The following is a 25,458-nucleotide window of genomic DNA, read 5'->3' as shown; positions in this document are numbered from 1 at the left end:
TCATCTAATTGGCCTTCTATGTTAGAATTATCGGCTAGTTCGGAATGCGCTGAGTATCTGATTTAGTTAACTATAATTTAATCACCATGAGTGCTTTTTTAAGTTTTTAGAATGAAAAAATATGAATTAGTTGTTCAAGATATTGTGAGCAAAATTTGCCAAAACAGTATCAGCCATAAGCTTCCTGCAGAACGAGAACTATCTGAAATATATGGATTATCTCGTTTCACGATTCGTAAAGCACTAGCCAAGCTAGAGGCTATTGGCATGGTGAAATCTAAGGTGGGTTCTGGTTACTTCGTCAACACTTCTCTCATTGGTACACCACTGGTGTACAACTCCATCACTGAAAACAGTTTTGAAGAGATCTCTTATAAAAAGCTCCAGCTAAATAAAGCGCTACCCGATAACCACGAACAGCAGATTTTTTCTTTAGACGACAATGACTACATCTGGAAAATTAGACGGCTTCGATTGATTAACAACAAAGTAGTTCAGATTGAAGAAGCCAAGATCCCTGTCAGTGTCTTCCCAGAGATGAATGCCGAGATCATTGAAAGCTCAATCCAGAAACATGCGCTAGCGAAAGGCCTTCAGATCGATAGCTACTTAACGACGTATCAAGCGATCAACGTTTCTAAAGAAGATGCGGAGTTGCTCGGCTGCAAAAAAAATGCGGCGGCGATGAATATCACCAACCGAGGTTTCTTGGCATCGGGTGAGCTGTTCATCGTCAGCGATATCATCGACATCAACTACCAATGCACCTACCACACGCCTTTTAACAGTGAGAGCATGAGCTTCCGAGACAAAAAGTAACGGCTTAATTTGTATTGAGCCACTTTGTCTTTCCACGTTTAATTTCTCTAATTTCCGTATCCCCAAAAAACAACAACCCGCACAGTGGCGGGTTGTCAGTAAAATTGAATCAACCGTTATTAGAATTCGTAGTACAGACGTACACGAGCACCAAAATCATCGTCTTCAGAGAACGCCGACGTATTAGTCGTTTGGTTGTCGACCGTCGTGTAGTAAGTACCAAGAAGCACAGAGAAGTCTTGTACTTCGAGTACATTCTGGAACTCATAAGATGCGTAACCCGTGTTAACCGTCACATCGCCTTTCGCCCATGTGGAATCATATTCGTTCGCACCATAGATGTAACCGATACCGAAGTTGTTATAAAGCGCGTTCAAACCCACGGTTGCATTGGTTTCATCGACAGCATCTAAGTAAGCAAAGTTAGCGTTAACGCTCCAAGAATCATTAGACCAATTACCTGTTAGACCGTAGCCAGTTCGGTCAGAGATATCTTTACCCGAGGTGTCGACAACAGCATCGCTGACTAAGTTAGTTTCCATTGAGGCTGCAACAGTAAAGTCACCCATTTTATATGACACAACCGGGCGAACAAGGAAGGCATCTTTTGCGTTATCGTGGTCTACTTCCACACCATGGTAGCTATCAGAGAACAAGTCTGAGCGATCGCCGATCATCGTTCCTACTTCGACATACAGATCCCCAAAACTTTGGCTATACATCAATTGACCATCAGAACCACGACCGCGAGCTTCTTTCATCTGATACACATAAGCGCTGCCACCCGTATAAAGTTCATTTGAGGTATCACCTGAATACTCTAGGAAAACATCGAGGCCAACAGGGAACATATCGTAGGCTTCAAAACGACCCGCTTTGATCGCCCACCCGTCTTTTTTGCCGAACTCAAAGTAGGCATCATCGAGTGCTACATTGCCTGTGCTTTCAAATAGAGGCTGCGCTTTAACCCCAACATAGTGACCATTACTGGTGTACTTTTCGCCAGCGAACTCAATCAGAACTCGACCATCTTGGTTGAACTCTGCGTCACCTTTATCATTCGATTCTCTATCTTGGTAGTTGAAGTTCAGCTCCACGTTACCACCGACAGAGAAGTTACCTTCTTCTGTATCAACAATGGCAATGCCTGCATGAGCTCCCATTGCAGAAGAAACTAAAACAGTAGCTAAAGACAGCTTGAATGTGCTTTTCATATAAACCCTAATATTATTTTATTGTTATTAGTTGCATAGCAACTTTTTGAACTTCAAGTTGAAATATATGGACAGTATTCGACTCGATTTCTAGGGCGTATATTTACTAATTAACTCCTCACTCACAATATTATCCATCTGGAATTGCAGACCTAAATCACTGTTTTATATTTATAAAAATAGCCTTTAAATTCAACGCTTTAAATGTAAATCGCAAAATTAAAAACTAAAATAATCTCTATTGCACAATACAGGTTAAATAACAGTCAAAACTTGGGTGGTTTTATAGCAATACGCTAAACCACTTAATTTAGATTATATTAAACTGTTTTAATAACCATCATGTTTTTTATTGGGATTTAAATTAACCAAAGGTCAATGAAGTAGTATTAAAAATATTAATAGTGACAATTAATGTACATCATTAATTTTTTATGAGCCATTTAAATAAAATTAACCCATATCCAAAAGATAAACTTTGAAAGTGGGTAAATTAATTTTCGAAATTATAGTGGAACATTTTTCATTAAGGTCAGCCTGTTATTACTGAACTATTTAAAGTCAGTTAATTGAAGGTATGTGAGAGGTAATACTAATAGTTTGGATATGAAAATTCTGATTACTTGCTGATTGATTAGCTAGTTAAGCAACAGCAACAAATTGAGAACGAAGACTGACAAAGAAGCTAAAACGAACGGTAAGTTTCAGACAAAAAAATGGCCGCTATCTGCGGCCATTTTGGTTAACTCAATGAATTATGGAGTGTGAATCGCGCCATCAGGAAGGCGACTTTGAGTCCACTCGTGGGGGCGATACATAACAGGGAACTCAGCTGCAACCTCTCGGTCGATTTCAACACCAATACCTGCTATTTCAGAAGCGTATAAGTAGCCATTAATTGGCTCTGCAGCGTTCGGGAATACCTTGTGTGTGTTCTCGTTGTACTCGACATGTTCTTGAATGGCAGCATTGTGTAAATGCACATTCAAATGCGTGTTTACCGCTGCGCCAATTGGCGTCATATCTGGCGGGCAATGCCATGCAATACGAACACCGAAGTTCTGACATAGATGGCCTAGTTTCAGAGCTGGGGTAATGCCTCCAATCTGTGAAACATGGCAACGAATGAAATCAATGCGACGGTTAGCAATCAATGATTTCCACTCTTCAGGGTTATTAAATAACTCCCCTAAACCTAATGAAACTGAGCTTTGGCTACGAATATTATCCAACCATTCCGTTTGATTTGGCGGCAGAATATCTTCAATGAAGTAAGGCTTATATTGCTCGACTTCTTTGGCAAATTGTATTGCTTGATTCGGGAATAGGCGCTCATGAACATCATGAAGAATATGGAATTGGTTCCCATATTTCTCTCTCAACGACTTAAACATCGTTAGAGTATTGTCCATGTACTGATCTTGGTCGTAGTACGAACCTTCAGTCGGGTTTTGAGTGGTATGCAAATCGGTTGGAACACCGCCATAGAAACCAAGCTGACAACGAATGTGCTTGTAGCCTTTGTCTAGGAAAGATTCCACCAGCTCATAAATGCCTTCCATCGTGTCGCTAGTCGCGTGTGTGTATACAGGAATAGCATCACGAGACTTACCACCAAATAATTGGTGTAACGGCATGCCCGCCAATTTAGCTTTGATATCCCACAGTGCCATATCAACACCGGAAATTGCATTATTGATAACAGGGCCATTTCGCCAATAAGCGTTGACCATCATCATTTGCCATAAGTCTTCAATATTATTGGCGTTTTTACCAATAAGAATAGGTTTTAAATATTCATCGACCATTGTTTTTACAGCAAGCGGTCTTTGTTGGAATGTCGCACAACCAAACCCAGTCACGCCTTCATTCGTTTCAACTACCACGGTAATGAGATTGTGTCTGTCTGGTTTAGTAATAATACAATGGATATCAGATATAATAGTTTCTTTCACAATTAAATAACCTAAACTTAAGTCAACTCCTATTATCTAACCGCTTTAAAAACCACATTTCAAGCGCTAATTTTGCGTAAAAATAATTGGTACGTTAAGTGATTTTTTTTGATAAACAAAACATACCAATTGGCCAAAAACGGTGAAAAAATAATTTTTCGGATTTTAAGTGTGATTGAGATCTCTTTTTACTCCGTTGGATTTAAATTGGTTGTCGTTATGATTGCTCGAGTTAAATATATTCCAATAACAGGTGTAGTATGCAAATGGTAGAAAAGAGTGATGCCGTTATTAATAACTCGAAGTCATCATCGAAGAAGAAAAATTTCAAAGAAAATATACAGTTATTAATCACTGCACTTGGTGGTGAAGACAATATCGTGAGTATCACGCACTGTATGACAAGGCTGAGATTCAAATTAGCAGACGAGTCGCTGGTAGACGAAGAAGCGATCAAGCAGATCGCAGATGTGAAAGGCGTGGTACTTCAACAAGGCCAAACTCAAGTCATCATCGGTGTTGAGGTCGAGAAGTGGTTCAACGCACTATCAAACACTCAACAAGCTGACGCAACTCCGGCTGATGAGCTAGAGAAAGGCAAGCTGTTCCAAGGAGTGATGCGCATTGTCGCAGGCATCTTTGGTCCGGTTGTACCCGCAATCGCAGGCGCGGGTATGTTGATGGGCCTGTTGTCTGGCCTTATTGCAACCAATGTTATCTCTGAAACCTCAGACACGGTTTACTTCTTCCGTTCTATCTCTGTTGCTGTGTTCTTCTTCTTACCTATGCTGGTTTCTTTCTCTGCCGCTAAGGTATTCAAAGTAAACGAGTACATCGCACTTGCTGTATCTTCTGCAATGCTAGCGCCTCTGCTCGTTGATAAAGCAACAATGCTAAAAGATGCAGGTGCAGCTCCGGAGTTGACCGTTCTTGGCGTGGTTCCTATTGAGCTGCTCAACTACGGCGGCGCAATTGTTCCTGCGATTCTAGCAATCTGGTTATTGTCTAAAGTGACTCCGTTAGTTGACCGTCTAGTTCCTTCTTCTGCGAAGCCTGTATTTACACCGCTGCTTGCCTTTACGGTAACTTCAACCATCACGCTATCATTTGTTGGCCCTGCAGGCATCTGGCTAAGTAATGGCGCGGGTTGGGTAATGAGTTCACTACTGGAAATCTCTCCGACATTAACAGGCTTTGTTTTTGGTCTAACTCGCCCGATTACCATCGTATTTGGTATCCACCACAGCATGACGCCAATCAGCCTGAACAACTTTGCACTGTATGGTAAGGATCTACTTATGCCAATCATGTGTTTGGGTAACATGGCAATTGCTGGCGCGACAATGGCTATCTGGCACAAGCAACGTAAAACGGTATCTAAAGAGCAATCTTCAATTACGATGGGCTCAAGTGTTACCGCTATCTTAGGCATCACGGAGCCGGCTCTATTTGGTGTCCTCACTAAATACACCAAAGCGATGATGACCGCGAGTTTGGCTGCAGGTGTGTTCGGTGCAATCTCGGTAACAATCGATACGCACTTAACAAGCTACATTCTTTCTTCTGTATTCAGCTTACCGGCTTACCTTGCAGGCGGTACGCAAAACTTCATTCAAGCACTAATGGGCGTGGTTGGTGTGTTCGCACTGTCTTTCGTCCTAACGATGTTGTTCGTAAAACTAGACAACAAGTAATCGGCTAGTCTCACTCCCGTAAGATTAGAATCGAAAAAGCATGACCATATCTCGTTATGGTCATGCTTTCTTCAATACGAACAAACCCAACCTTTCCTTTCTAAGGCTATATTATGACCCACATCGCAATCATCGGTGAGTGCATGATTGAACTGAATGGGGCTCCATTTGGCGACATGTATCAAAGCTATGGTGGAGACACATTAAACGCGGCAATCTACTTGAACCGCAGCGCTGCTGTTAGCAATCCCATGAGCTGCAATAACACTGAAAATCCAGCGATACGAACAAACTATGTCACGGCGCTTGGCTCAGACGCTATCAGCCAAGAGATGCTTAACCGATGGCAAGATGAAGGACTATCAACCGAGTTCGTGCTTATTGATGAACAGCGTTCACCCGGGCTCTATCTCATTCAACTCGACGATGTTGGTGAGCGCACCTTCCTATACTGGCGCAACGATTCGGCGGCTCGCTACATGGTACAGCACCCCGATTTCGATAAGATAGCCAACCAACTTCGTGATGTTGATATGGTGTTTCTGAGTGGCATTTCCCTCGCGATACTGCCACACAGCGATCAGCTAAAGTTGCTCACTATCATCGAAGGCCTGCGTGAACGTGGCGTTACCATCGCCTTTGATAGTAACTATCGACCAAAGTTGTGGTGCTCAGAGGCCGCAACTAAAGAATGCTATCTATTGGGCTATAAAACGACCGATATAGCCCTAGTCACATTCGATGATGAACAACTGTTGTGGAGCGATCAAACGCCACAAGACACCATAACAAGGCTGCATGCACTCGGCGTCAAAACCGTTGTTGTCAAGCTTGGTTCTGAAGGCTGCTTGATCAGCGAAAACCCCGCAAATGAGCCCGTAAAAATCACAACGACACCTGTCGAGACTGTGGTGGATAGCACCTCTGCTGGCGACTCTTTTAACGGCGGTTTCTTATCTTGCTATCTCGCTGGAGGTTCTATTGAAGAAGCCTGCCACCAAGGTAATGCATTAGCCAGATTGGTGATTCAACATCATGGCGCAATCATCCCAAAATCCATCACCGACACTCTTTCAAACTGAAATTAAGAAGTACACATGCCTACAATTAACGAACAGCTAAAAGCACTTAAAGTTATCCCTGTTATCGCCATTGATAACGCAAAAGATATTATCCCCCTAGGCAAAGTATTGGCTGAAAATGGGCTTCCAGCGGCTGAGATTACGTTCCGTTCAGACGCCGCTGTGGAAGCTATCCGACTGCTTCGCCAAGCACAGCCTGATATGCTGATCGGCGCAGGCACCATCTTGAACCGTGAGCAAGCACTGGCCGCGAAAGAAGCAGGCGCAACGTTTGTGGTATCACCAGGCTTTAACCCGAACACGGTTAAAGCATGCCAAGAGATCGGCATCGACATCATTCCAGGTGTGAATAATCCAAGCACCGTTGAAGCGGCATTAGAGATGGGACTAACGACTCTCAAGTTTTTCCCTGCCGAAGCCTCTGGTGGGATCAGCATGGTTAAATCGCTCGTTGGCCCATACGGCGATATTCGACTGATGCCAACTGGCGGTATCACGCCATCAAACATCGATAACTACTTAGCAGTGCCTCAAGTATTAGCTTGCGGTGGTACATGGATGGTGGACAAGAAGCTGGTTACAAACGGGGAGTGGGACGAGATCGCACGCCTAACACGCGAGATTGTTGAGCAAGTGAATCGTTAAGCGATAACGTTCTAGAAAGGACAAACTCCCTTGATTCCATAGCAACGAAGCCACAGCAAAACGCTGTGGCTTTTCTTTTATCGGATTGTATCAATACCGCTAACTGTCCGTCGTCGTTAACGGCCTTTTCCCATCACACGCTCCTTTCTCAAGGTCGTATAGCGGACTAGCCCCATGACTGCTCCATCGGTGATCTTCTCTAGCTAATTTTCTATATTGAGTCGGCGTGACACCAATGTACGTTTGGAAGGTTTCATAGAATCGGCTGCTCGAATTGAAGCCCACCGTGAGTGAGATATCGAGAATGGTTCTATCCGTATCACTCAGCAAAGCACGAGCGTGGTTGATACGCATCGCAGTAATATACTGCTTAATGGTCATCTGCATCGTTCGCTGGAATACGTTCATCGCGTAGTTGCTGTGTAACCCGATATGTTCAGCGATACCTTTAACGGTTAATGGCTGATTATGGTGAGTCGCAATGTATTCCAACATCTGACTGACATAGAATTGGGAGTGTTTCGATACCCCTTTTTTGGTCGACTTATCCTGTCGATTTACCAGTAGTTGTTGCCAACCATCAAGGCAGATTCGTTTAAGCATTAAGCCAATTTCATCCATAGCCAACTGTTGACGACTTTCGGACGAATGTTTTATCTCTTGTGCCCAACGGGAGATTTCAAACTCACTGATCAACGCACAGGAATTCGATTGCAATACACTACCGTGAGTTATCTGATTGATAAAATCCCGACTGAGAGCCCACGACATAAAATGGTGAATCGGTATGTTAATGATCCCCATATTATGGCATTGACCTGGATTCGTAAGTCGATGCGGTACCGATGCCCAAAACAAGCCAATCGATCCGCTTTTAACCACAACCGGGCTGCCGTTAATGATGTACTCCACATCATCCCCAAAGGGAATATTCACCTCAACTTGACCATGCCAGTGATATCCCGGCATGGAGTGAGGCGCTCTGAGTTCGATATCGATTTTCTCATAGGAAGAATAGAGAGAAAGCGGACTTACCGACACGGTCTCGGATGAGTACTTATCTAAAGTGATAATTCTCACCGTATCTGGGGCTGACTTCAGCATATCTCGCTCCTTAGGAAATCGTATAGCTGAGTTTTAGCAGTTCCTCGATAATAAAACTCTGAAGGCGATCATAGAGCCGTAGTACCCCAATTCATAAGATCATCACGATGTGATTAGTGTCAGTATCTTAAGTGCAAAACTCGCTTCATTGCATAAGCTCTCTCCTTAAAAGCCAGCAAGTTGTCCCATTTCCTAAGATTTCTATTTAGTGATTTAAAAATATTAGAAAACGGGAGAGCTATTAGATTATCTGAGACGAATCAACATGGGTTCTAGGTGTAATTTATCTGCATCAACAAAGAACTCAGAGAGATAAAGGATTCCACTATGCAAAGCCCTAAGATCACATTCATCGGTGCCGGCTCAACCATTTTTGTTAAGAACATTCTTGGTGACGTTTTCCACCGTTCGGCATTACAAAACGCTCATGTCGCCTTGATGGATATTGATGAGACCCGTTTAGAAGAGTCTCACCTTGTCGTCAGTAAGTTGATGGAATCATCAGGCGCTACTGGCTCTATTTCATGTCACTTAAATCAGAAAGAAGCGCTACAAGACGCAGATTTTGTCGTCATTGCTTTCCAAATCGGCGGTTACGAACCTTGTACCGTCACAGATTTCGACGTGTGTAAGCGCCATGGTCTGGAACAAACAATCGCAGACACACTCGGCCCAGGCGGCATAATGCGTTCACTGCGCACAGTCCCGCATCTTTGGAGTGTCTGTGAAGATATGACGGAGGTTTGCCCGAACGCGACCATGCTCAACTACGTCAACCCAATGGCAATGAACACATGGGCAATGTACGAGAAGTATCCGCACATTAAACAAGTCGGTTTGTGTCACTCAGTACAAGGTACTGCTGAAGAGCTAGCACGAGACCTAGACTTAGATTACGCAGACCTTCGCTACACCTGCGCGGGCATCAACCACATGGCTTACTACCTTACCCTCGAGAAGAAAACAGCAAGTGGCGAGTACGTCGACATTTATCCAGACCTACTTGAAGCTTTCGAGAATGGCCAAGCACCTAAGCCGGGTATTTATCACAATGGTCGCTGCACAAACTTAGTTCGCTATGAGATGTTTAAAAAGCTTGGCTACTTTGTGACAGAGTCTTCTGAACATTTTTCTGAATACACCCCCTACTTTATCAAGCCAAATCGTCCAGATTTAATCGAACGTTATAAAGTGCCACTGGATGAATACCCTAAGCGTTGTGTCGAACAGATTGCCGATTGGAAAAAGGATCTTCAAGAGTTCAAAACGGCCGATAAGATCACCGTTGAAGAATCTCATGAGTACGCTAGCACCATCATGAACTCCATCTGGACAGGTATACCGAGCGTCATCTATGGCAACGTTAAAAACGAAGCCTTAATCGATAACTTACCGCAAGGTTGCTGTGTTGAGGTCGCTTGTTTAGTTGATGCAAATGGTGTGCAACCGATCAAAGTTGGTCACCTACCAAATCACTTAGCGGCATTGATGCAAACCAACATCAACGTTCAAACTCTATTAACCGAAGCCATTCTCACTGAAAACCGCGACCGTATTTATCATGCTGCGATGCTTGATCCTCATACCGCCGCAGTACTGGGAATAGAAGAGATATACGCGCTGGTTGATGACTTAATTGAGGCTCATGAAGGTTGGTTGCCAGAGTGGGTTAACAAGTAATTTCATACTAATAAAAATACAATAACGTGAATATTAACGCCTTCTCTGTGAGGAGGCGTAAGGAGTGGCAATGAGTATCTCAATGAATACCAAGCTCAGTTATGGCTTTGGCGCATTTGGTAAAGACTTCGCAATCACCATCGTCTATATGTACCTAATGTTTTACTACACGGATGTGGTCGGTATTTCTGCCGCTGCAGTCGGCACTATTTTCCTCGTCGCGCGTATCTGGGATGCGGTCAATGACCCAATTATGGGATGGCTGGTCAATAACACCCGCACTCGTTGGGGTAAATTCAAGCCTTGGATTTTAATCGGCACACTCGCCAATTCAGTCGTTCTATTGATGGTGTTTAGTGCTCATTATATCGAAGGCCCTTGGCTAATCGCTTACGCTGCTGTCACCTATATTCTTTGGGGCATGACCTACACATTAATGGATATTCCTTTTTGGTCATTGGTTCCAACACTCACCTTGGATAAGCGTGAACGTGAAGAGCTCGTCCCATACCCTCGCTTCTTTGCTAGCCTAGCTTGGATTGTCACTGCGGCTATCGCGATGCCTTTCGTGAATTACGTAGGTGGTGACGACAAAGGGTTCGGCTTCCAGATTTTTACACTCTTGTTGATCGCTTGTTTCTTGGTATCAACTTTCATTACATTGCGTAATGTGAAAGAACGTTATTCAACCGCCAACCTAGACACAACTCAACCTGAAGAAAAGGTTTCACTGAAAAAGCTACTGTCACTTATCTACAAAAACGACCAACTGACCAGTGTTCTGTGTATGGCGTTGTCTTACAACCTTGCGACCAACATCATTACCGCCTTCGCGGTTTACTACTTCACTTATGTGGTCGGCAATGAAGAACTGTTCCCGTACTACATGGCGTATGCAGGTATCGCAAACCTTATCACTCTAGTGTTGTTCCCTAAACTTGCGAAAATGTTCTCACGCCGAGTTTTATGGGCCTGTGCCTCCACTTTCCCTATCTTAGGCAGCGCGGTACTCATCTACGTCGGCATGTATGACAAACAAAGCATTCTGCTGATATCAACGGCAGGCATCTTCCTACAAATCGGTACCGCTCTGTTCTGGGTACTGAACGTGATTATGGTGGCAGACACGGTCGATTATGGTGAGTTTAAACTGGGTTCTCGTTGTGAAAGTATCGCTTACTCGGTTCAAACTCTGGTTGTAAAAGCAGGCTCAGCATTTGCCGCTTTCTTTATCGGTATCGCACTCACCGCTGTTGATTATGTGCCCAACGTAACGCAAAGCCCTGAGACCGTATTCGGCATGCAATGCATCATGGTCGGCCTACCTGCTTTCTTCTTTGCCATTGCGTTAATCATCTACTTCCGCTTCTACAAACTGAACGGCGCATACCACCAAAAGATTCAAGATCACTTAACAGAGAAATACGACCACATTACAAATGATGGCTCAAACATAGGAGAAGCTTCGAAGCCAACCAAACCAGTACAAGCAATTTAGATCCAAGTAATAAGTCAAAGAAACTGGGAACAGAAAACTAAAATCAAAACAATCAGCACATCATCGATGCAAAAAAACCGGAAACTAAAAAGCCTAGCGAGTCATCGCTAGGCTTTCGTACATTAAAACAATAAGTTAGATTAGGGGAAAGGTTGCTAATCATCAGTTCTAATCAGGCGAGCTGCACCAGTATTCAGAACTTCTCTATTTTAGCGGGTCATTGTCCGGCAGTGCCTTATGAAGCCAGAGTGCTAAACGCTTCTTAATGTTCGCGCCATCAAGCTTGTCGTCCGGTAACGGTGTGATCTGATTGACTTCAACAAGGAACAAGTACACCGCTTTAACCTTTATCGGTTGGGATGAATTTGGCAAATCAAAACCTTGTAGCTTTGCCATCTTAAAACCGACTTCAACTGCTTTTTTTACCAGCTTATCTTCATTAATGATCTTCGCGGTTTTCGACATATCATCTCCATCATCTTTATCGAATGAATACTGAGTATATCAAACCGAAAAACTCACAAGATTACTTCGCTCTCAATTTGAGGCGTCGCTTTGATAAATAACAAACTCCAAATATCAAAAACTAGCAACGCACTTAATATAAGTGTACAAATTCTTCGATTAGACTCTTACCGCGCAATAATAAAAAGTTCAAAAAGCGGGATGTTGAGGTAGTGATTATTTTGTCTTCTTCCACATCGTGCTTTTCAAGTAATGCTTTTACAAGACTCAGATGAGCAATCTCTTCACAGAAATGCGCATCAGAACCTGTCGAGAAATAAACCCCGACTTGCTTTCCAATCTCCACAATCTTAGAACAGCGTACATCACTCCCCTTGCGGCTTTTTCCCGTCAAAGAGGTATTGTTCACCTCAATCGCCACATTGTGCTGTTTAGCACACTCAAGCACGGCTCGAATATCAAATGGGTAATTTGGGTTACCAAGGTGCCCAAGCACATCAACCTTTCCCCCCTCAATTATATTAATGAGGGCTTGGGTATGTATCTCTTCAGTGGATGGAGGAAACACAGGTTCGTGGAAGCTGGCAATAGTCCAGTCAAGGTGCTGATAGGTTGAAGGAGCTAGGTCTAAATCACCTTCAACATTAAGAGTATTCGCTTCCACTCCACGCAGGATTCCAACATCGTGAAGAAAGCGGGGCAAAATTCTTTGATTGTTGAAAAACCAGTAGTGGGGGGCACCCGGCATTTCAGGAGCATGATCCGTTGTACAAAGAAGTTTCAGCCCCTTATGCTGTGCTGCTTTAGCGTTCTCAATAATAGTGCTGTAAGCATGGCCGCTGGCAAGAGTATGAGTGTGGCTGTCGACGACGATCTTCATAGCGACCTCCTAGAATTAATTGATATCAAAAGAACCATCTTGGTTCATATATAGAGTTAGGTCCGCTTTTACAGAATGATTTAAAACCATGTCTACATTCTTTGAATCTGAACTTTTATAAAAAGCGAGAGCCTCTTCTAAGGTGGTACCTCCTCGCACCTTGCGGTTTACTAACCGCTCTTCGAGGAACTTAGCGTCGGTATCTATGAAGATGGTGAAGTCAGCAAGCTCATTCAACCCACTCCATACTGGTTCATCGAGCAGAAGCCAATTTCCCTCAATCACCACAATCTCTTTTTCAACAGTGATCGCATCATCAACTGGATCATGCAGGTTACGATCATAGTAAGGCCACTTTGGGTCTTGAACTTTTAGCTTCTTGAGTTTGTCGATAAGAGATGTGAGGTTAAAGGTTTCGTGTGCGCCTTTAATACTACGCAGCTTTATCTTCTCTTCACCGCGCATGGTGTAATTCGAATCGAGGATCTCGTTCGGATAGTGAAAGCCATCAAAAGGCAACACCTGCAATGGCTCAACATTTGGGATTGTGTGAGATAGGTACTCCCAGAATGCCGCTAGGGTTGATTTTCCACTGCCAGGAGGCGCAGCTAAGAATATAACCGTTCGTTCGTTCTTTTCTTGGTAAAGGCGAGAAAACTTTTCAACCAATGGCTTATGAATTTGTTCGATATTGTTATCTGGGAATACAGCTTCAGTCTCAAAGCCACTGACATTTAGGGAAACTTTCATGTGAAAAGCCTTAATTTAAAATTTCGTTCTCCACGGTTTCTAGCAAACCCTCGCAAGCGAGTTTCAACACGGTTTTGACCAGTGATTCATAACGAGCTTGAGAAAAGGAGTCGAATGATGAAAATTTTAATTGGTTAATCGAATCAAGATAGATGCTACCGTCGCTCTTTGAGAGCGTCGCTTGATTAGTGATGAAGTCGTAAATGACATCATCACTAAACGAAATCGGCTCTTGTTGCTGAGCGACAAAACCGTGCATTTGGTCAAACAAGTTAATGTCAGCATAGCTCTCCAGTGAGATCTTACCCATCGCAAACATCAGCTTTGATACCACATCAATCTCGACCAAAGGACCATCCTCTTTGAGTAGAGGGGTCACGGCATACTCAATCACCAAAGGATCTTGAACAAATACCCTTGGTAACAAATGCTTTAACTTAACGCTAATCAGCTTATGAGATGCTTGGATAAAACAAGTGGCGGTTTCGCACTCTTCTAAGGCATCTAATAATTCGTCTTGCACCGTAATAACATGTTCCTTATTGGTCGTGGCAGCAGTGTAGCTGCCACGAAATCATCGATTACGCCGTTAGGCTAACGCCGTAGAACTCAAGCAGTGCTTTCTCTGCCAGTTCGTTCCAAACGTAGTTGTTGTCTTTCAATATTCGGTCTAGTTCGCCGAAGAACGGGTCTTGTTCTGCTAGCTTATCGAACTCATCAATTGCCGTCAGCGGCAGGTCAATATGCGGGTAGATTAGCTTTTTACCACCCGGAATATCCAGTTGATTTAGGATAGTGTGAGGTGCCGCTTCTAAGCCACCAACGTGAGTTAGCATAAATGATGGGTTGATCTTACCCGCTTCCGAAAGTTCAATGGATTCAACCATATCCCCTGTTGAACCGCCAGAGGTTCCTACAATATGCGTAGATTCATAATGCACATTGTAAAAGTTGAACGGTACTTTGAATTGCTTATCTGTTGGGCCAGCAAAGAAGTTCAGGCAGCCATCGTTACCTAATAGCTCATCAGCTTGCTCAAGCACCTGTGCAACCGCTGCGTACACCATGACATCGTCATAGCCATTACCGTCATTGAGTTCTTTTAAGTACGTAACAGGGTCATCAATTTTCGCTGTGTTCACGTAATGGAGTTCAATACCATTCTCGGTCGCTTTTGATACCGGGATAAGGCTTTCTGCGCGCGCGAGACGAGCTTCATCGATATCAGTCACCACAATACGGCTTGGCTTCACAGGGCCGTTAATCGCGTAATCAATCGCGCCAATACCCATAGGGCCAGCACATGCAAGTAGCGCTAACGCTCCGCCCTCTTTGATGCCCATTTGATGTTCATACACGTATGGGGTTGTGTGGTAGCTAGCGTGGAACGCACCGATGATGCAAGACATTGGCTCTGCAAGCGATGCGTTTGCATAGTAAGAACTCTTGTATGGCAGCACACAGTCTAAATCAATCGCTACTTTAGGGATGATTGAGTACGTCGCGTTACCACCAAATGTCTCGTAGCTGTAGCCTGCTGAGTAGCCTGTTGGCAAGCCCATTGCTGGCTGCAGTACAAATGGTTCGCCCGGCTTAAAACGGTCTTGTAAGTTAGCACCTACTTCTACAATCACACCTGCGTATTCATGGCCTGTCATTACAGGTACGTCAGCAATATTTTCAGGCACACGTTTGTGGTTACTGCCGAGGAGCGCTGCTTTGTAAGTCGATAGACAGATGCTGTTTGAAACGTTTTTAACCAGCAGTTCATCATCTGAAATCTTTGGTAGATCGAAGGTTCTTAGTTGAACGTCTTTCTCACCACAAATTACCGCTGCAGTTGTTTGAACCATGATTTTATCTCCGAAAAGTGGGGCCAATACCTGACCCCAGAATATTAATTAAGCTTGCTGACCGATGGTGTCCATTAGGTTGTCTAATGCTGGGTCATGTAGGAAGTTCTTGATAGTCACCACTGGCAGGCCTGTTGCTTTGATTGCTCGACTCTCTAGACTCTCGTGGGTCACCACCACGTCCGCGTTACTCGGCACTTTTTCGATTGCGAAGTTCTTCACTTCAACGTTAAAGCCGGCTTTTTCGAGTTTGCGCTTAAAGGTTGATGCCCCCATTGCGCTTGAGCCCATCCCTGCATCACATGCAAAGGCGACAAATTTAATGTCTTTCGCTTCTGCTTTTACCGCTGCTTGTGCTGGCGCTTTTGCTGCTGCACCTTCAGCTTTCATATCTTTCATGTCTGTGATTGATTGCTCAAACTCTTCTTCAGACTCTTCTTTCTTGCTTACTTTGAGGATTGCGCTTGCGACTAAGAAAGAAACAATCGTTGCTGTTGTTACACCGGCGATGGTCGCGAAGAAGCTGCCTTTTGGTGTTAGAGCTAAGTAAGAGAAGATTGAGCCAGGGCTTGGACCAGCCACCAGACCACCATCAAGTAGATTGAACGTTGCGATGCCTGTTGCTGCACCTGCAATCATCGCTAAAATCATGATTGGCTTCATTAGCACGTATGGGAAGTACAGCTCATGAATACCACCGAAGAAGTGGATGATGATTGCACTTGGTGCTGATTTCTTACTTAGACCTTGACCAAACTTAGCGTAAGCCAGAAGCATACCTAAACCAGGGCCAGGGTTAGACGCCACCATAAAGAAGATAGATTTGCCCGTTTCCGCCGCCGCTTGTAGACCTAGTGGGTAGTAAATACCTTGGTCGATAGCATTGTTAAGGAACAAGACTTTTGCTGGCTCGTTAATAATTGCAAGTAACGGTAGGAAGCCAGTCGCTACAAGCGCTTCGATGCCCGATTTAACGAATAGGTTCGCTGCAGTTACAGCAGGACCAACAATCGCGTAAGCAAATAGACACATCAACATGCCGAAGATACCTAGCGAGAAGTTGTTTACCACCATCTCGAAACCAGAAGGGATCTTGTCTTGTAGGCGTTTATCGATTTGAACAATCACCCAGCCACTGAGTGGACCCATGATCATTGCACCAACAAACATTGGAATCTCGGCGCCGGCAATAACACCCATAGTACCGATAGCACCAGCTACAGCACCACGCTTGTCACCAACAATCTGACCACCGGTATAACCAATAAGTAACGGTAATAAATAGGTAATCATCGGACCAACAAGCTCACCGAAATACTCATTCGGCATCCAACCTGTTGGGATAAATAATGCGGTAATGAAGCCCCAAGCAATGAAGGCTCCGATATTTGGCAATACCATGGCAGTCAGATGACCACCAAAAGCTTGCACTTTGGCTCTTATATTTGTAGACACGTTAAATTCCTTATTTTCAAAGGTTATTATTAGTAACTTTTAATAATTTCAAGCACTTCTGCTTTTGAAGAAGAAGCAGCCAGTTTGGCAATGTTTTCTTCATCAACCAGCATTTCGCTAAGCGCTTGAATAACCTCAATGTGTGTATCTGAATCCTTTGCAGCTAATGTTAATAAGACATTGGCAGGCCCCATATCAGACCCAAAATCCACCGGGTTAGAAAAGACATGAATACCAAGTCCAGTCTTTAGTACACCTGCTTCTGGGCGTGCATGAGGCATAGCAATACCTGGACAAAGAACGTAATAAGGTCCATTATCATGCGTTGACTGAATGATCGCGTCTGCGTAGTTATCGGTAACGTAGCCCTTATCTTGTAGGTAACGAGTCGTTTCCTTAACTGCATCTTCCCACTTGTATTCAGAGTGGTTAATAACATCAATTAGGTCGTGGTCAATAAGGTCATAAAGCATAATATATCCCAGTTATTCTTTGTTCGTTGTTGTTGGGATTATTATCAATGGAAGTAGAAGAATAGAGAAATGGCAATAAAGTAAGATCCAGATCACTTAAATATCAGAGTCAAACGATTAGTTATTCTCTACCTCTCATATTTGTCATGAAATTTAATTACAATTTTATTATTAACAACAAGTCAATAGTTTAAATTTGATAGCAAGCCCAGTTATAGGATTTAAATAAGATTACACAAGCGTGATAAAGATCTATTTATACGTATTGACCAAGTGTTAATTGTGATGATGGTTACATTTAATTTGGGCGTTTGGGTAATGTTAAGCGCTAAGATCAGTGACCAAGATCCCGTATGAAATACAAACACCACCGCTTTGTAAGTGAGTAACACCTCGTTCACGCACCTATTCAGATCTGCCTCATATTGGATAATTTGGTTATCATTGGTTCAGATACGGAAAAGCCCAAAGTTATTAGCTTTGGGCTTTTCTTCTAGCGACTGTGGTTGATTACAACCGAGTGATACGACAACCGAGGCTTACAGCGTCATATGCAGAATTGGAAATGGTTTTCCCATGTCATCAAGTGGAGAGCGTGATTCAATTTTGAACCCCATGTGCTGATAGAAACCTACCGCTTGTGGGTTTTGCTCATTAACGTCAACTTTGGTGGCTGCTAACTGCTCAATCGCATGTTGCAACAACACCGTACCTACGCCTTGCCCTCGAACTTCATTTAAAACGAAAAGCATCTCAACTTTTGCATCATGGACACCCACGAAGCCAACAATCGAACTACTTTCATTTTTAACGCATTTCAAAGAAACCGCAGGGAACGCATGTTCCATGATAATAGGTTTAAAAAACTCAATATCTTCTTCTGTAATAAAGTCATGAGTTGCTCGGACCGAATTCTCCCAAACCTTAAGCATTTCTGCATAATCTTCAGGAAGCACATTTTCTATAGTCATAATTTTCTCTAGATTAAACTGAATATAAACATGTGCAGCCGCGAAGCTATAGTGTAACAGACATTAATAATACAAAACAACAGCGTTCACTATCGACTCACTCTACCTCACTGCCTCTATTAATCAGGCATTACAACAATACCCATACTTTCAAGCAGTTGCTCTTGTTGCCACGCAACAATTTTAACGCCTGTAGTATCGACTTTTCTTGGGTCCAACCCTTCTAATTCAGCATGGCATAAATTAGCACCTTGCATACTGAATTGCCCCCATACGTCTTCCGAGAACACACCTCGGCTGAGATCAGACTCTTTCAGTGACGCGCCGCCAAGGTAAGTACCTATCCAACGGTTCTCAAACAGCTCGCACTTCTCTAAACAAGCTTGTTCAAAATTGGCGTATGACAGGTTACAGCCCGTAATATACGCGGAGCAAAAATACATTCTATTGCTTACCTGATTGGCAAAGTTAGCACGAGTAAAGTTCGCCCCTTTCAGGTCGCATTCACGTAGCTCAATACCATAACAATTCGCGTTACTAAAATTCGCCATTGCCAACTGACAATTCTGGAAGCTTGCATCTCGTAAGTCGGCAACATCAAAGTGGCATCCCTCAATATCGCCTTGTTCAATAAACTTACAGTTAATAAACGTTGCGTCACGTAAGTTCGAACGTCTGAAATCACAACGGATAAACGTACAGGCTGTAAATGTTAGCTCTGATAAATCTTGTTGAGCAAAACTGTGGTGATGATAAGTGCTGTTATTGGTGTCCATTTAGCCCCCTAAAGAAATTACGCTAAGACTATCATTGCGATCTCAAGAAAACACTAAATTAAAAACCAACAAAAACAGCAACTTAAAACGCTCCAATTTGGCTATTTTAAGGCACCAAACAAGCTCTTTAAGGTTGTTATTTTCGTTTTATAGCATGCGCTTATCTTGAAAAAAGTTTTGTCGCTTAGAAGGGGGCATAGAGAAAAGCCAATTTGACCGTTCGAGCCAATTATTGACAACGTCCTAACGCACTAGACTGGACGGTTGGTATGTTGCTGGTTACACTATTCCTCATTCTCAGCATAAAGAGTAAGAACAATGAAAGACATGCGACAAGCTATGCTCGATGCAGGGTTTAGCCTTATTAATGAACACGGGTTTGCTGGTGTTGGCCTGATGAAAATCATCAACCAAGCGGAAGGCACGAAGGGTTCTTTTTACCACTACTTTAAATCCAAAGAGCACTTTGGCGAGATCCTTCTTACTAACTACTTTGATGAGCATCTCGCTAAGCTGGATGACTTTTTAAGTGATGAGTCACTTTCTCGTCGTGATCGCGTTAAGGCCTATTTCGAGTTTTGGTGTGCGTCGAAACTGACTGAAGACTTCAATATCCAATGTCTTGTCGTAAAACTGGCGGGAGAAGTAGCTGGATCTGAAAACCCGTTGCAATCGACCATGGCAGAAGGCGCGGAAAAGATCATCCTGCGTATGGCGAAACTGTTTGAAGAAGGCAATGAGGCCGGTGATTTCACTATCGCAGAGCCAGAATCGCTATCTCGAACGCTTTATGGTTTATGGCTTGGCTCAACGCTCATGGCCGCAATGCAGCGCAACCGTTCGATTCTAAACAATGCCATGGATGAAACCATTCTTGCCATGAGCCCAGTACAAGAATCAGCTGACTAGGTACCCGTTACCAAATACCAAATACCAAATACCAAATACCAAATACCAAAAGGCTCGCACAATTTAGCGAGCCTTCTATCTAACTTAAATCTTGATTGAATCCATTCACGCCTACTCCATTACCCCAGACGAGACGCAATATTATTGGCTTTGAGTAAGCCCTTAATAACCGGGTCGATATGCTTGAAAAAGCGCAGCCAACCTTCACAGAGATAATTTAACCCCGCCTCACCATCTCGGCTTGTGATGATACGGTTTTTGGGACATTCGCCATGACATGCAAATTTAAACTCACAGGCTTGGCATTGTTTCGGCAGAGACTTTTGTTTGGCGAACCCAAAACGCTGCTGCTTTGGCGAAAAGGCTAAAGTTGAAAGTGCTTGTTCCTGAATATTACCTAACTGAAATTCAGGAAATACATAATGGTCACATGAGTACACATCGCCATTGGGCTCAACTGCTAACCCTTTGCCGCAGATCTCACTCAGCGTGCACATGGTGCTTTCTCTGCCCATCCATACACCGACAAAATTTTCAAAGTACGGCACTAACACTCGACCAAAATCGTGTTCGAACCACTCATCAAAAACGGTAGTGAGGAATTGTCCCCATTGCACAGAATCGACACTCCACGGTTCAACCTCGCCTGATACGGGAATGATCGCTTGTTGGTTGCTCAACCATTTATTGTTGGTGTGAGCTTCGCGCTTATCGACGACAGGAATAAACTGCAATTGCTTCGAACCCACTTCATCGCGTAGAAAGCGATAGACCTCTAATGGATACTTACCTGTCACATCATTCACGCAGCTTAGAGTCGCGAACTCGACGTTATGTTGTTTCAAGTAGCGAATGCCACACATTGTTTGAGAAAAAGTGCCTTTGCCTGCACGGTTAGTTCGGTAGTGATTATGTAGGTGCTCTGGTCCATCAATACTCACGCCGATGATAAAGTCATTGTTCTTGAAGAACTCGCACCACGCATCATTCAATAACGTGCCATTGGTTTGAAGGTCATTGCTGATCTTGCTGTAACTAGGACAATATTTTTTTTGCAGCTCGACAACCTTTTGAAAGTACTCAATCCCCAATAAGGTAGGCTCTCCACCATGCCAAGAAAAAATGATTTCAGGCGTGTTCTGCCCCTCTATGTACTGTTTGATATAACGCTCTAACAGGACTTCATCCATCGTATATTGAGAGCCTTTTGGGTATTCAAGCAGCTGTTGTTTTTCTAGGTAATAACAGTAGGTGCAACTGATATTACACACCGCCCCAATCGGTTTTGCTAGCGCTTGAAGCTTGCTGTGTGCTTTACCATTGAACTGCGGAATTGAACTCAAATTTGATAGCGATAGTGTCGTCATGAAGAGTGCCTCGATGTAAAAGTTATTGTATTAGCTAAAACAATTCGTAATTCCTTTACACGGTGTTCATCGGCCAACCAAGCTCGATGGCATTAGATTGGCCGAGTGGTTCATTTCCTCTATTTCACGTTTTCAAACGGGTTCCACGCTTCATCAACCGGGACGATGTTTTGCGCTTTTTCGTACTCTTGATATTCAGCGACCATTTCAAGGAACAGATCTGGCATTTCATTTCTCAAGTCATGTTGCTCAGCAGGGTCTTTCTTGGTGTTGTATAAGTGCCATTCACTGTCACCGCCCATACCGGTAGAGATTCGAATGATCTTGTAATCACCTTTTAGCAAAATCCCGCTACCAAACAATTCAAATGGAATCGCATTATCGGCACTGTGCACCTCTGCCGTTTCACCTTTGAAGTAAGGCAACAAGCTCACGCCACTCATTGGTGCGACTTCTCGACCTTGATATTCCGTTCCTGGATGCTCTACCTCTGCAATCTCGAGAATCGTGGCAGCGATGTCTTTCACTTGTGATAAGTCGTCTGTTTGCGTTCCCGGTTGCAACGCATCTTCACCTTCTAGAAGCGCTTTGGTTGGCTTAACGATAAACGACACACGGATACCGCCCTCTGCTGTGTAAGCTTTGTACCAAGATAGGCCGCCGGTTGAAGCGCTTGCCCACTCAGGACCCAGTGACACACTGGAGCTCGCCTTACCTAAGTTTTCGGTCGAATTATCGAAGTGATGAGCGGTCCACGTTCGGATCAGGTCACTGATGTTTTCACCGGTAATATCCGCCGCTTCTGGGCCGTTATCCGCTAGATACATGATGTAGGTATTATCGTATTCCCCGATTTCTTTCAGGTAATCGACTATCTGACCGACTTGTTGGTCCTGCATTTCCATCATGCCCATCGCGACAGCCATTTTCTTGCCGTACCACTTTTGTTCTTTCTCAGAAAGCGAGTCCCAAGGGCGGCTTAATGAATTACGTCCTGAAATCTCAGCCTCTTTAGGAATCACGCCCATCTCTTTCATTCGTTGGAAACGATCTTCTCGAACCGAGTCCCAACCATGTTCAACGTAGTAATCGACTTTATCTTGATAAGCAGACTCAGGCGCTTGCAGTGGCAGGTGAATACCGGTGAATGGCACGTAAGCGAAGAAAGGCTTGCCGTCGTCTTTTTTGCTGTCGATCATCTTGATGATCTCGTTGGTGTAAACTTGGTCTGAGTACTCGCCTTTGTATTTATCCTCAACCACTTCACCGTTGCGGTAAGTTGGCTCAACTTCAACACCAGGAATATCGCCTTTTTGCAGCGCATCCGCTGTCGCGGCATTTTTAGCCGGGAACATCATATCTCGGTTAAAGTGATTCGAACCGCCCGCTAAAATACCGTAACTCTCCCCAAAACCTCGATCATCCGGTAGGAAGCCATCCTCGTGTCCCAAATGCCATTTACCAGACAGGTAAGTGTTATAGCCGCTCTCTTCAAGCAGCGTTGCGACCGTGACACCTTTCTTGGTGAGGTAACCTTCATAACCCGGCTTACCAATCGCGCCCGGATAGACAGCATAGTCGAAGGTGCCTAGCCCAACCTCGTGACTGTTTGCTCCGGTTAGCATCATTGAGCGCGTTACCGATGAGGTTGGTGACGCGTGAAAGTTAGTAAACTTGACCCCCTCTTCAGCCAGCGCCATCAGGTTTGGGGTATCCGCTTCTGAGCCATAAGGCTGTGTATCGGCAAAGCCCACATCATCACCAACAATAACAACAATATTCGGTTTTTCTGATTCAGCCGCAAGAGCAGCACTGCTTGCCGCGGCCATTGCCGTGAACACTAAAGATTTCTTGAATGTCTGCATAAGACGTTCTCCAATTTCTGTGATTAATTTTTTTATGATTAACTTTTTCTGTGGTTAACCTTTCTGTGATTAACCTGAGTTAGGATTTGAATTAGTGCGCGGCTTGCGACATCCAATGTAATAAGTCGAGCGCAGGGTCATACTCTTGAGCTGCTGCCATGCCGATCCAGGTGACAGCTTCCGCTTGGCTGGCTTGAACGCCACTTCCAGAGATATACATCAACCCAAGCTGTATTTGAGCTTCAGGGCTACCGTTATTGGCTGCGGTGACGAACCACTCCGCGGCTTTTTCATCATTCTGTTCTACGCCATCTCCGCTCAGATATAAGTAACCGACAGAGAGCTGGGCATCCAATTGCCCTTGGTAAGCCTCATCCAACAATTGCACGACATCTTGATGCTGCTGCGATTGATCCATGGTGGCTGCGTTCTTAGAGCTTTCGCTTCCAACGCTTGCTTTGGCAAAAAACAGAGCAGCCAAAACACCAGTCATAATCACGGTAGTTAAACGTTTATTGATCATTTATTTCCTCCTCGGGAATAAAGGTCACAACGTCCCTGTTGAATGAGTTAGGTGAAAAGTAGGAATGGCGCGATGATGCACAAACTTGATAGCAATACGTTTTCAATTTTCATAATTGGCTCTCGAGTAATTGTTGTGAGTGAATCAAGGACTGAACTAAATGGTCATAAGATTCAGTCGATTAAGACAGAGACTTAAATCGCTTTCTCAATGATGGTTTCAATCGTCTGTTTCGAGATTGGGTAGAACTGAAAGCAGATGTCTTTTTCAATCGCTTCTGCAATGTTGATCTTCTCTTGCTCATCAAAGTTCCAGCTGCTGAAACGCTTCATCGCACCGACGCGGGTTTGGAAGTTATTTAAAAAATCCAACACTCTCTGGTAAACCATCTCATCGGTTCCCGTCGTGTCGACCGAGAAAGCTTGAGCTAACTTCGCCGCATTCGGCATATAGAATTCCGGTAGCGCTTCAATCACAACCGGCATCAGTACCGTGTTGGCATCGCCATGTGGAATGTGGCTAATCGCACCAAAAGCGTGAGCACAGTTATGAATCGGAATACCGCCCAAAGACGAATAGAAAGCAGAGATCGCCATGGTGCTCGCTTGAAGAAGATTGCCGCGTGCTGTTAGGTTTTCTGGTTCTTTAAGTGCCAAGGGTAAGTTTTCAACAATCAGTTTTGCTGCCTGAATGCCGTAAGCGTCGGTGAATGCATTACTCATTGGCGAGACAATCGCTTCAACAGCGTGTGTTAGTGCATCCATCGCGGTAGAACGAGTCAGGTGAGCTGGCAGCTTAGTGGTCACCGTTGGATCAAGAATCGCGATATCAGCTTCCAATCCCGATGCGACTAGGCTTGCCTTAATGTTTTCATGTTCGTTGTAAAAAACAGCAATAGGAGAAGCTTCTGCGCCCGTGCCAGCCGTTGTCGGAACCGCAATGTGGGGCACTCGAATATCTTCATTGTTTGGCCACACATCCATATGACCGCCACCCGCAATCACGGTGCGAATGTCATCTATCTTCTTATGAAATGCGTATTTCACACCTTTAGAGGCATCAATCACGCTGCCGCCACCAACAGACAAGATCGCATCAGCATTGACGCTGTTTGCAAACTCAATGGCTGCGTTGATGTTGTCGCAAGTCGCGTCTGGTGCGATATCGGTGTACACGCCAACAAGCTGAACCGCTTGTTGGTTCTCTTCCTGACTCGCATTCTGGTTTACAAACAACGCCGAGAACTGCTCAACAAAGCCAAGAGACTCCAAACCTTTATCAGAAAAGAGCACGACTCTTTGCGCACCTAAGCGACCAAACAGAGAAGGGATATTTTCAATGCCGTTCTCTTGAGCATGAACAATGGTTTTAAGTTGAAAGTTAAAATTATTGGTTGTCATGGTGTTTACCTCATTTCTAGTTGATGACTAAACAATAACCAAAACAAACCGGTCGGTCTAGAGTGTAAATGTCAAAGATA

The 25,458-nt window shown here is 44.0% G+C and carries 23 protein-coding genes; 7 read left to right on the top strand and 16 right to left on the bottom strand.

The genetic code is table 11. The features are described from left to right. Positions 1-111 precede the first annotated feature (111 nt). Positions 112-819: a GntR family transcriptional regulator gene (locus HRQ85_RS02300; protein ID WP_017078485.1), complete on the top strand. Its 708-nt coding sequence runs from the start codon at positions 112-114 to the stop codon at positions 817-819. A 119-nt stretch (positions 820-938) separates the two neighbouring features. Here HRQ85_RS02300 and HRQ85_RS02295 read toward each other — a convergent pair whose 3' ends face one another. Continuing rightward, the gene (locus HRQ85_RS02295) at positions 939-2,033 is read right to left on the bottom strand and encodes a carbohydrate porin (RefSeq protein ID WP_172378563.1); all 1,095 of its coding nucleotides are present in this window, start codon (positions 2,031-2,033) and stop codon (positions 939-941) included. A gap of 755 nt (positions 2,034-2,788) precedes the next feature. Further along, the gene (locus tag HRQ85_RS02290) at positions 2,789-3,988 is read right to left on the bottom strand and encodes an enolase C-terminal domain-like protein (RefSeq protein WP_004732372.1); all 1,200 of its coding nucleotides are present in this window, start codon (positions 3,986-3,988) and stop codon (positions 2,789-2,791) included. Between the two features lie 260 nt (positions 3,989-4,248). On the opposite strand from HRQ85_RS02290, the gene HRQ85_RS02285 reads away from it, so the two are divergent. The 3 genes from HRQ85_RS02285 (at position 4,249) to HRQ85_RS02275 (ending at position 7,409) form a co-directional block, all read left to right on the top strand. Further along, on the top strand, positions 4,249-5,682 hold the full coding sequence (locus HRQ85_RS02285) for a PTS transporter subunit EIIC (protein WP_017065207.1): 1,434 nt from the start codon (positions 4,249-4,251) through the stop codon (positions 5,680-5,682). 113 nt (positions 5,683-5,795) lie between these two features. Beyond that, complete coding sequence (locus HRQ85_RS02280; RefSeq protein WP_172378562.1) at positions 5,796-6,764, top strand: sugar kinase; 969 nt, start codon at positions 5,796-5,798, stop codon at positions 6,762-6,764. Between the two features lie 15 nt (positions 6,765-6,779). After that, a complete protein-coding gene (locus HRQ85_RS02275) occupies positions 6,780-7,409 on the top strand; it encodes a bifunctional 4-hydroxy-2-oxoglutarate aldolase/2-dehydro-3-deoxy-phosphogluconate aldolase (protein WP_172378561.1) in 630 nt (209 codons plus the stop codon). A gap of 99 nt (positions 7,410-7,508) precedes the next feature. On the opposite strand, the gene melR is transcribed toward HRQ85_RS02275, so the two are convergent. Next, positions 7,509-8,513: a transcriptional regulator MelR gene (melR, locus tag HRQ85_RS02270; protein ID WP_172378560.1), complete on the bottom strand. Its 1,005-nt coding sequence runs from the start codon at positions 8,511-8,513 to the stop codon at positions 7,509-7,511. A gap of 327 nt (positions 8,514-8,840) precedes the next feature. Between melR and HRQ85_RS02265 the strand changes: the two genes are divergently transcribed. Further along, entirely contained in the window at positions 8,841-10,193 is a 1,353-nt protein-coding gene (locus HRQ85_RS02265; RefSeq protein WP_172378559.1) for an alpha-glucosidase/alpha-galactosidase, read from the top strand. A gap of 70 nt (positions 10,194-10,263) precedes the next feature. Continuing rightward, a complete protein-coding gene (gene melB, locus HRQ85_RS02260) occupies positions 10,264-11,691 on the top strand; it encodes a melibiose:sodium transporter MelB (protein ID WP_172378558.1) in 1,428 nt (475 codons plus the stop codon). 204 nt (positions 11,692-11,895) lie between these two features. Here melB and HRQ85_RS02255 read toward each other — a convergent pair whose 3' ends face one another. The 9 genes from HRQ85_RS02255 to HRQ85_RS02215 form a co-directional block, all read right to left on the bottom strand. After that, positions 11,896-12,156, bottom strand: a complete 261-nt coding sequence (locus HRQ85_RS02255; RefSeq protein ID WP_017061084.1) for a DUF5062 family protein — start codon at positions 12,154-12,156, stop codon at positions 11,896-11,898. A 133-nt stretch (positions 12,157-12,289) separates the two neighbouring features. After that, positions 12,290-13,036: a phosphatase gene (locus HRQ85_RS02250; RefSeq protein ID WP_172378557.1), complete on the bottom strand. Its 747-nt coding sequence runs from the start codon at positions 13,034-13,036 to the stop codon at positions 12,290-12,292. Between the two features lie 15 nt (positions 13,037-13,051). After that, positions 13,052-13,786, bottom strand: coding sequence for a nucleoside/nucleotide kinase family protein (locus HRQ85_RS02245; protein ID WP_050632692.1), 735 nt, complete (start codon positions 13,784-13,786; stop codon positions 13,052-13,054). 10 nt (positions 13,787-13,796) lie between these two features. Next, entirely contained in the window at positions 13,797-14,315 is a 519-nt protein-coding gene (locus tag HRQ85_RS02240) for an MltR family transcriptional regulator (RefSeq protein ID WP_050632691.1), read from the bottom strand. A gap of 52 nt (positions 14,316-14,367) precedes the next feature. Next, a complete protein-coding gene (locus HRQ85_RS02235; protein ID WP_172378556.1) occupies positions 14,368-15,639 on the bottom strand; it encodes a zinc-binding dehydrogenase in 1,272 nt (423 codons plus the stop codon). 48 nt (positions 15,640-15,687) lie between these two features. Next, on the bottom strand, positions 15,688-17,094 hold the full coding sequence (locus tag HRQ85_RS02230) for a PTS mannitol transporter subunit IICB (RefSeq protein WP_029235764.1): 1,407 nt from the start codon (positions 17,092-17,094) through the stop codon (positions 15,688-15,690). Between the two features lie 29 nt (positions 17,095-17,123). Beyond that, complete coding sequence (locus HRQ85_RS02225) at positions 17,124-17,567, bottom strand: PTS sugar transporter subunit IIA (protein WP_017065190.1); 444 nt, start codon at positions 17,565-17,567, stop codon at positions 17,124-17,126. Between the two features lie 539 nt (positions 17,568-18,106). Next, positions 18,107-18,538: a GNAT family N-acetyltransferase gene (locus HRQ85_RS02220; protein WP_172378555.1), complete on the bottom strand. Its 432-nt coding sequence runs from the start codon at positions 18,536-18,538 to the stop codon at positions 18,107-18,109. A gap of 119 nt (positions 18,539-18,657) precedes the next feature. Further along, complete coding sequence (locus HRQ85_RS02215; RefSeq protein ID WP_172378554.1) at positions 18,658-19,314, bottom strand: Qnr family pentapeptide repeat protein; 657 nt, start codon at positions 19,312-19,314, stop codon at positions 18,658-18,660. Between the two features lie 318 nt (positions 19,315-19,632). On the opposite strand from HRQ85_RS02215, the gene HRQ85_RS02210 reads away from it, so the two are divergent. Then, complete coding sequence (locus HRQ85_RS02210; protein ID WP_172378553.1) at positions 19,633-20,223, top strand: TetR/AcrR family transcriptional regulator; 591 nt, start codon at positions 19,633-19,635, stop codon at positions 20,221-20,223. 119 nt (positions 20,224-20,342) lie between these two features. Here the strand turns inward: HRQ85_RS02210 and HRQ85_RS02205 are convergent, their stop codons facing one another. The 4 genes from HRQ85_RS02205 to HRQ85_RS02190 all read right to left on the bottom strand — a co-directional run bounded on the left by HRQ85_RS02205 (position 20,343) and on the right by HRQ85_RS02190 (position 25,378). Beyond that, the gene (locus HRQ85_RS02205) at positions 20,343-21,590 is read right to left on the bottom strand and encodes an anaerobic sulfatase maturase (protein WP_172378552.1); all 1,248 of its coding nucleotides are present in this window, start codon (positions 21,588-21,590) and stop codon (positions 20,343-20,345) included. Positions 21,591-21,709: 119 nt separating this feature from the next. Continuing rightward, complete coding sequence (locus HRQ85_RS02200; protein WP_172378551.1) at positions 21,710-23,455, bottom strand: arylsulfatase; 1,746 nt, start codon at positions 23,453-23,455, stop codon at positions 21,710-21,712. 91 nt (positions 23,456-23,546) lie between these two features. After that, positions 23,547-23,978, bottom strand: a complete 432-nt coding sequence (locus tag HRQ85_RS02195) for a tetratricopeptide repeat protein (RefSeq protein WP_172378550.1) — start codon at positions 23,976-23,978, stop codon at positions 23,547-23,549. 194 nt (positions 23,979-24,172) lie between these two features. Continuing rightward, on the bottom strand, positions 24,173-25,378 hold the full coding sequence (locus HRQ85_RS02190) for an iron-containing alcohol dehydrogenase (protein ID WP_172378549.1): 1,206 nt from the start codon (positions 25,376-25,378) through the stop codon (positions 24,173-24,175). Positions 25,379-25,458: the final 80 nt, after the last annotated feature.

This window comes from Vibrio sp. Vb339, assembly GCF_902751245.1.
GTDB classification, from domain to species: Bacteria; Pseudomonadota; Gammaproteobacteria; order Enterobacterales; family Vibrionaceae; genus Vibrio; species Vibrio coralliirubri.
The sequence above is the reverse complement of the archived record's forward strand: the minus strand, read 5'-3'. Positions and strand labels throughout refer to the sequence as shown.

Coding starts and splice junctions, on each gene's coding strand:
- HRQ85_RS02300 (WP_017078485.1), top strand. CDS start 112: ATGAAAAAATATGAATTAGTTGTTCAAGATATTGTGAGCAAAATTTGC.
- HRQ85_RS02295 (WP_172378563.1), bottom strand. CDS start 2,033: ATGAAAAGCACATTCAAGCTGTCTTTAGCTACTGTTTTAGTTTCTTCT.
- HRQ85_RS02285 (WP_017065207.1), top strand. CDS start 4,249: ATGCAAATGGTAGAAAAGAGTGATGCCGTTATTAATAACTCGAAGTCA.
- HRQ85_RS02280 (WP_172378562.1), top strand. CDS start 5,796: ATGACCCACATCGCAATCATCGGTGAGTGCATGATTGAACTGAATGGG.
- HRQ85_RS02275 (WP_172378561.1), top strand. CDS start 6,780: ATGCCTACAATTAACGAACAGCTAAAAGCACTTAAAGTTATCCCTGTT.
- melR (WP_172378560.1), bottom strand. CDS start 8,513: ATGCTGAAGTCAGCCCCAGATACGGTGAGAATTATCACTTTAGATAAG.
- HRQ85_RS02265 (WP_172378559.1), top strand. CDS start 8,841: ATGCAAAGCCCTAAGATCACATTCATCGGTGCCGGCTCAACCATTTTT.
- melB (WP_172378558.1), top strand. CDS start 10,264: ATGAGTATCTCAATGAATACCAAGCTCAGTTATGGCTTTGGCGCATTT.
- HRQ85_RS02255 (WP_017061084.1), bottom strand. CDS start 12,156: ATGTCGAAAACCGCGAAGATCATTAATGAAGATAAGCTGGTAAAAAAA.
- HRQ85_RS02250 (WP_172378557.1), bottom strand. CDS start 13,036: ATGAAGATCGTCGTCGACAGCCACACTCATACTCTTGCCAGCGGCCAT.
- HRQ85_RS02245 (WP_050632692.1), bottom strand. CDS start 13,786: ATGAAAGTTTCCCTAAATGTCAGTGGCTTTGAGACTGAAGCTGTATTC.
- HRQ85_RS02235 (WP_172378556.1), bottom strand. CDS start 15,639: ATGGTTCAAACAACTGCAGCGGTAATTTGTGGTGAGAAAGACGTTCAA.
- HRQ85_RS02225 (WP_017065190.1), bottom strand. CDS start 17,567: ATGCTTTATGACCTTATTGACCACGACCTAATTGATGTTATTAACCAC.
- HRQ85_RS02220 (WP_172378555.1), bottom strand. CDS start 18,538: ATGACTATAGAAAATGTGCTTCCTGAAGATTATGCAGAAATGCTTAAG.
- HRQ85_RS02215 (WP_172378554.1), bottom strand. CDS start 19,314: ATGGACACCAATAACAGCACTTATCATCACCACAGTTTTGCTCAACAA.
- HRQ85_RS02210 (WP_172378553.1), top strand. CDS start 19,633: ATGAAAGACATGCGACAAGCTATGCTCGATGCAGGGTTTAGCCTTATT.
- HRQ85_RS02205 (WP_172378552.1), bottom strand. CDS start 21,590: ATGACGACACTATCGCTATCAAATTTGAGTTCAATTCCGCAGTTCAAT.
- HRQ85_RS02200 (WP_172378551.1), bottom strand. CDS start 23,455: ATGCAGACATTCAAGAAATCTTTAGTGTTCACGGCAATGGCCGCGGCA.
- HRQ85_RS02195 (WP_172378550.1), bottom strand. CDS start 23,978: ATGATCAATAAACGTTTAACTACCGTGATTATGACTGGTGTTTTGGCT.
- HRQ85_RS02190 (WP_172378549.1), bottom strand. CDS start 25,378: ATGACAACCAATAATTTTAACTTTCAACTTAAAACCATTGTTCATGCT.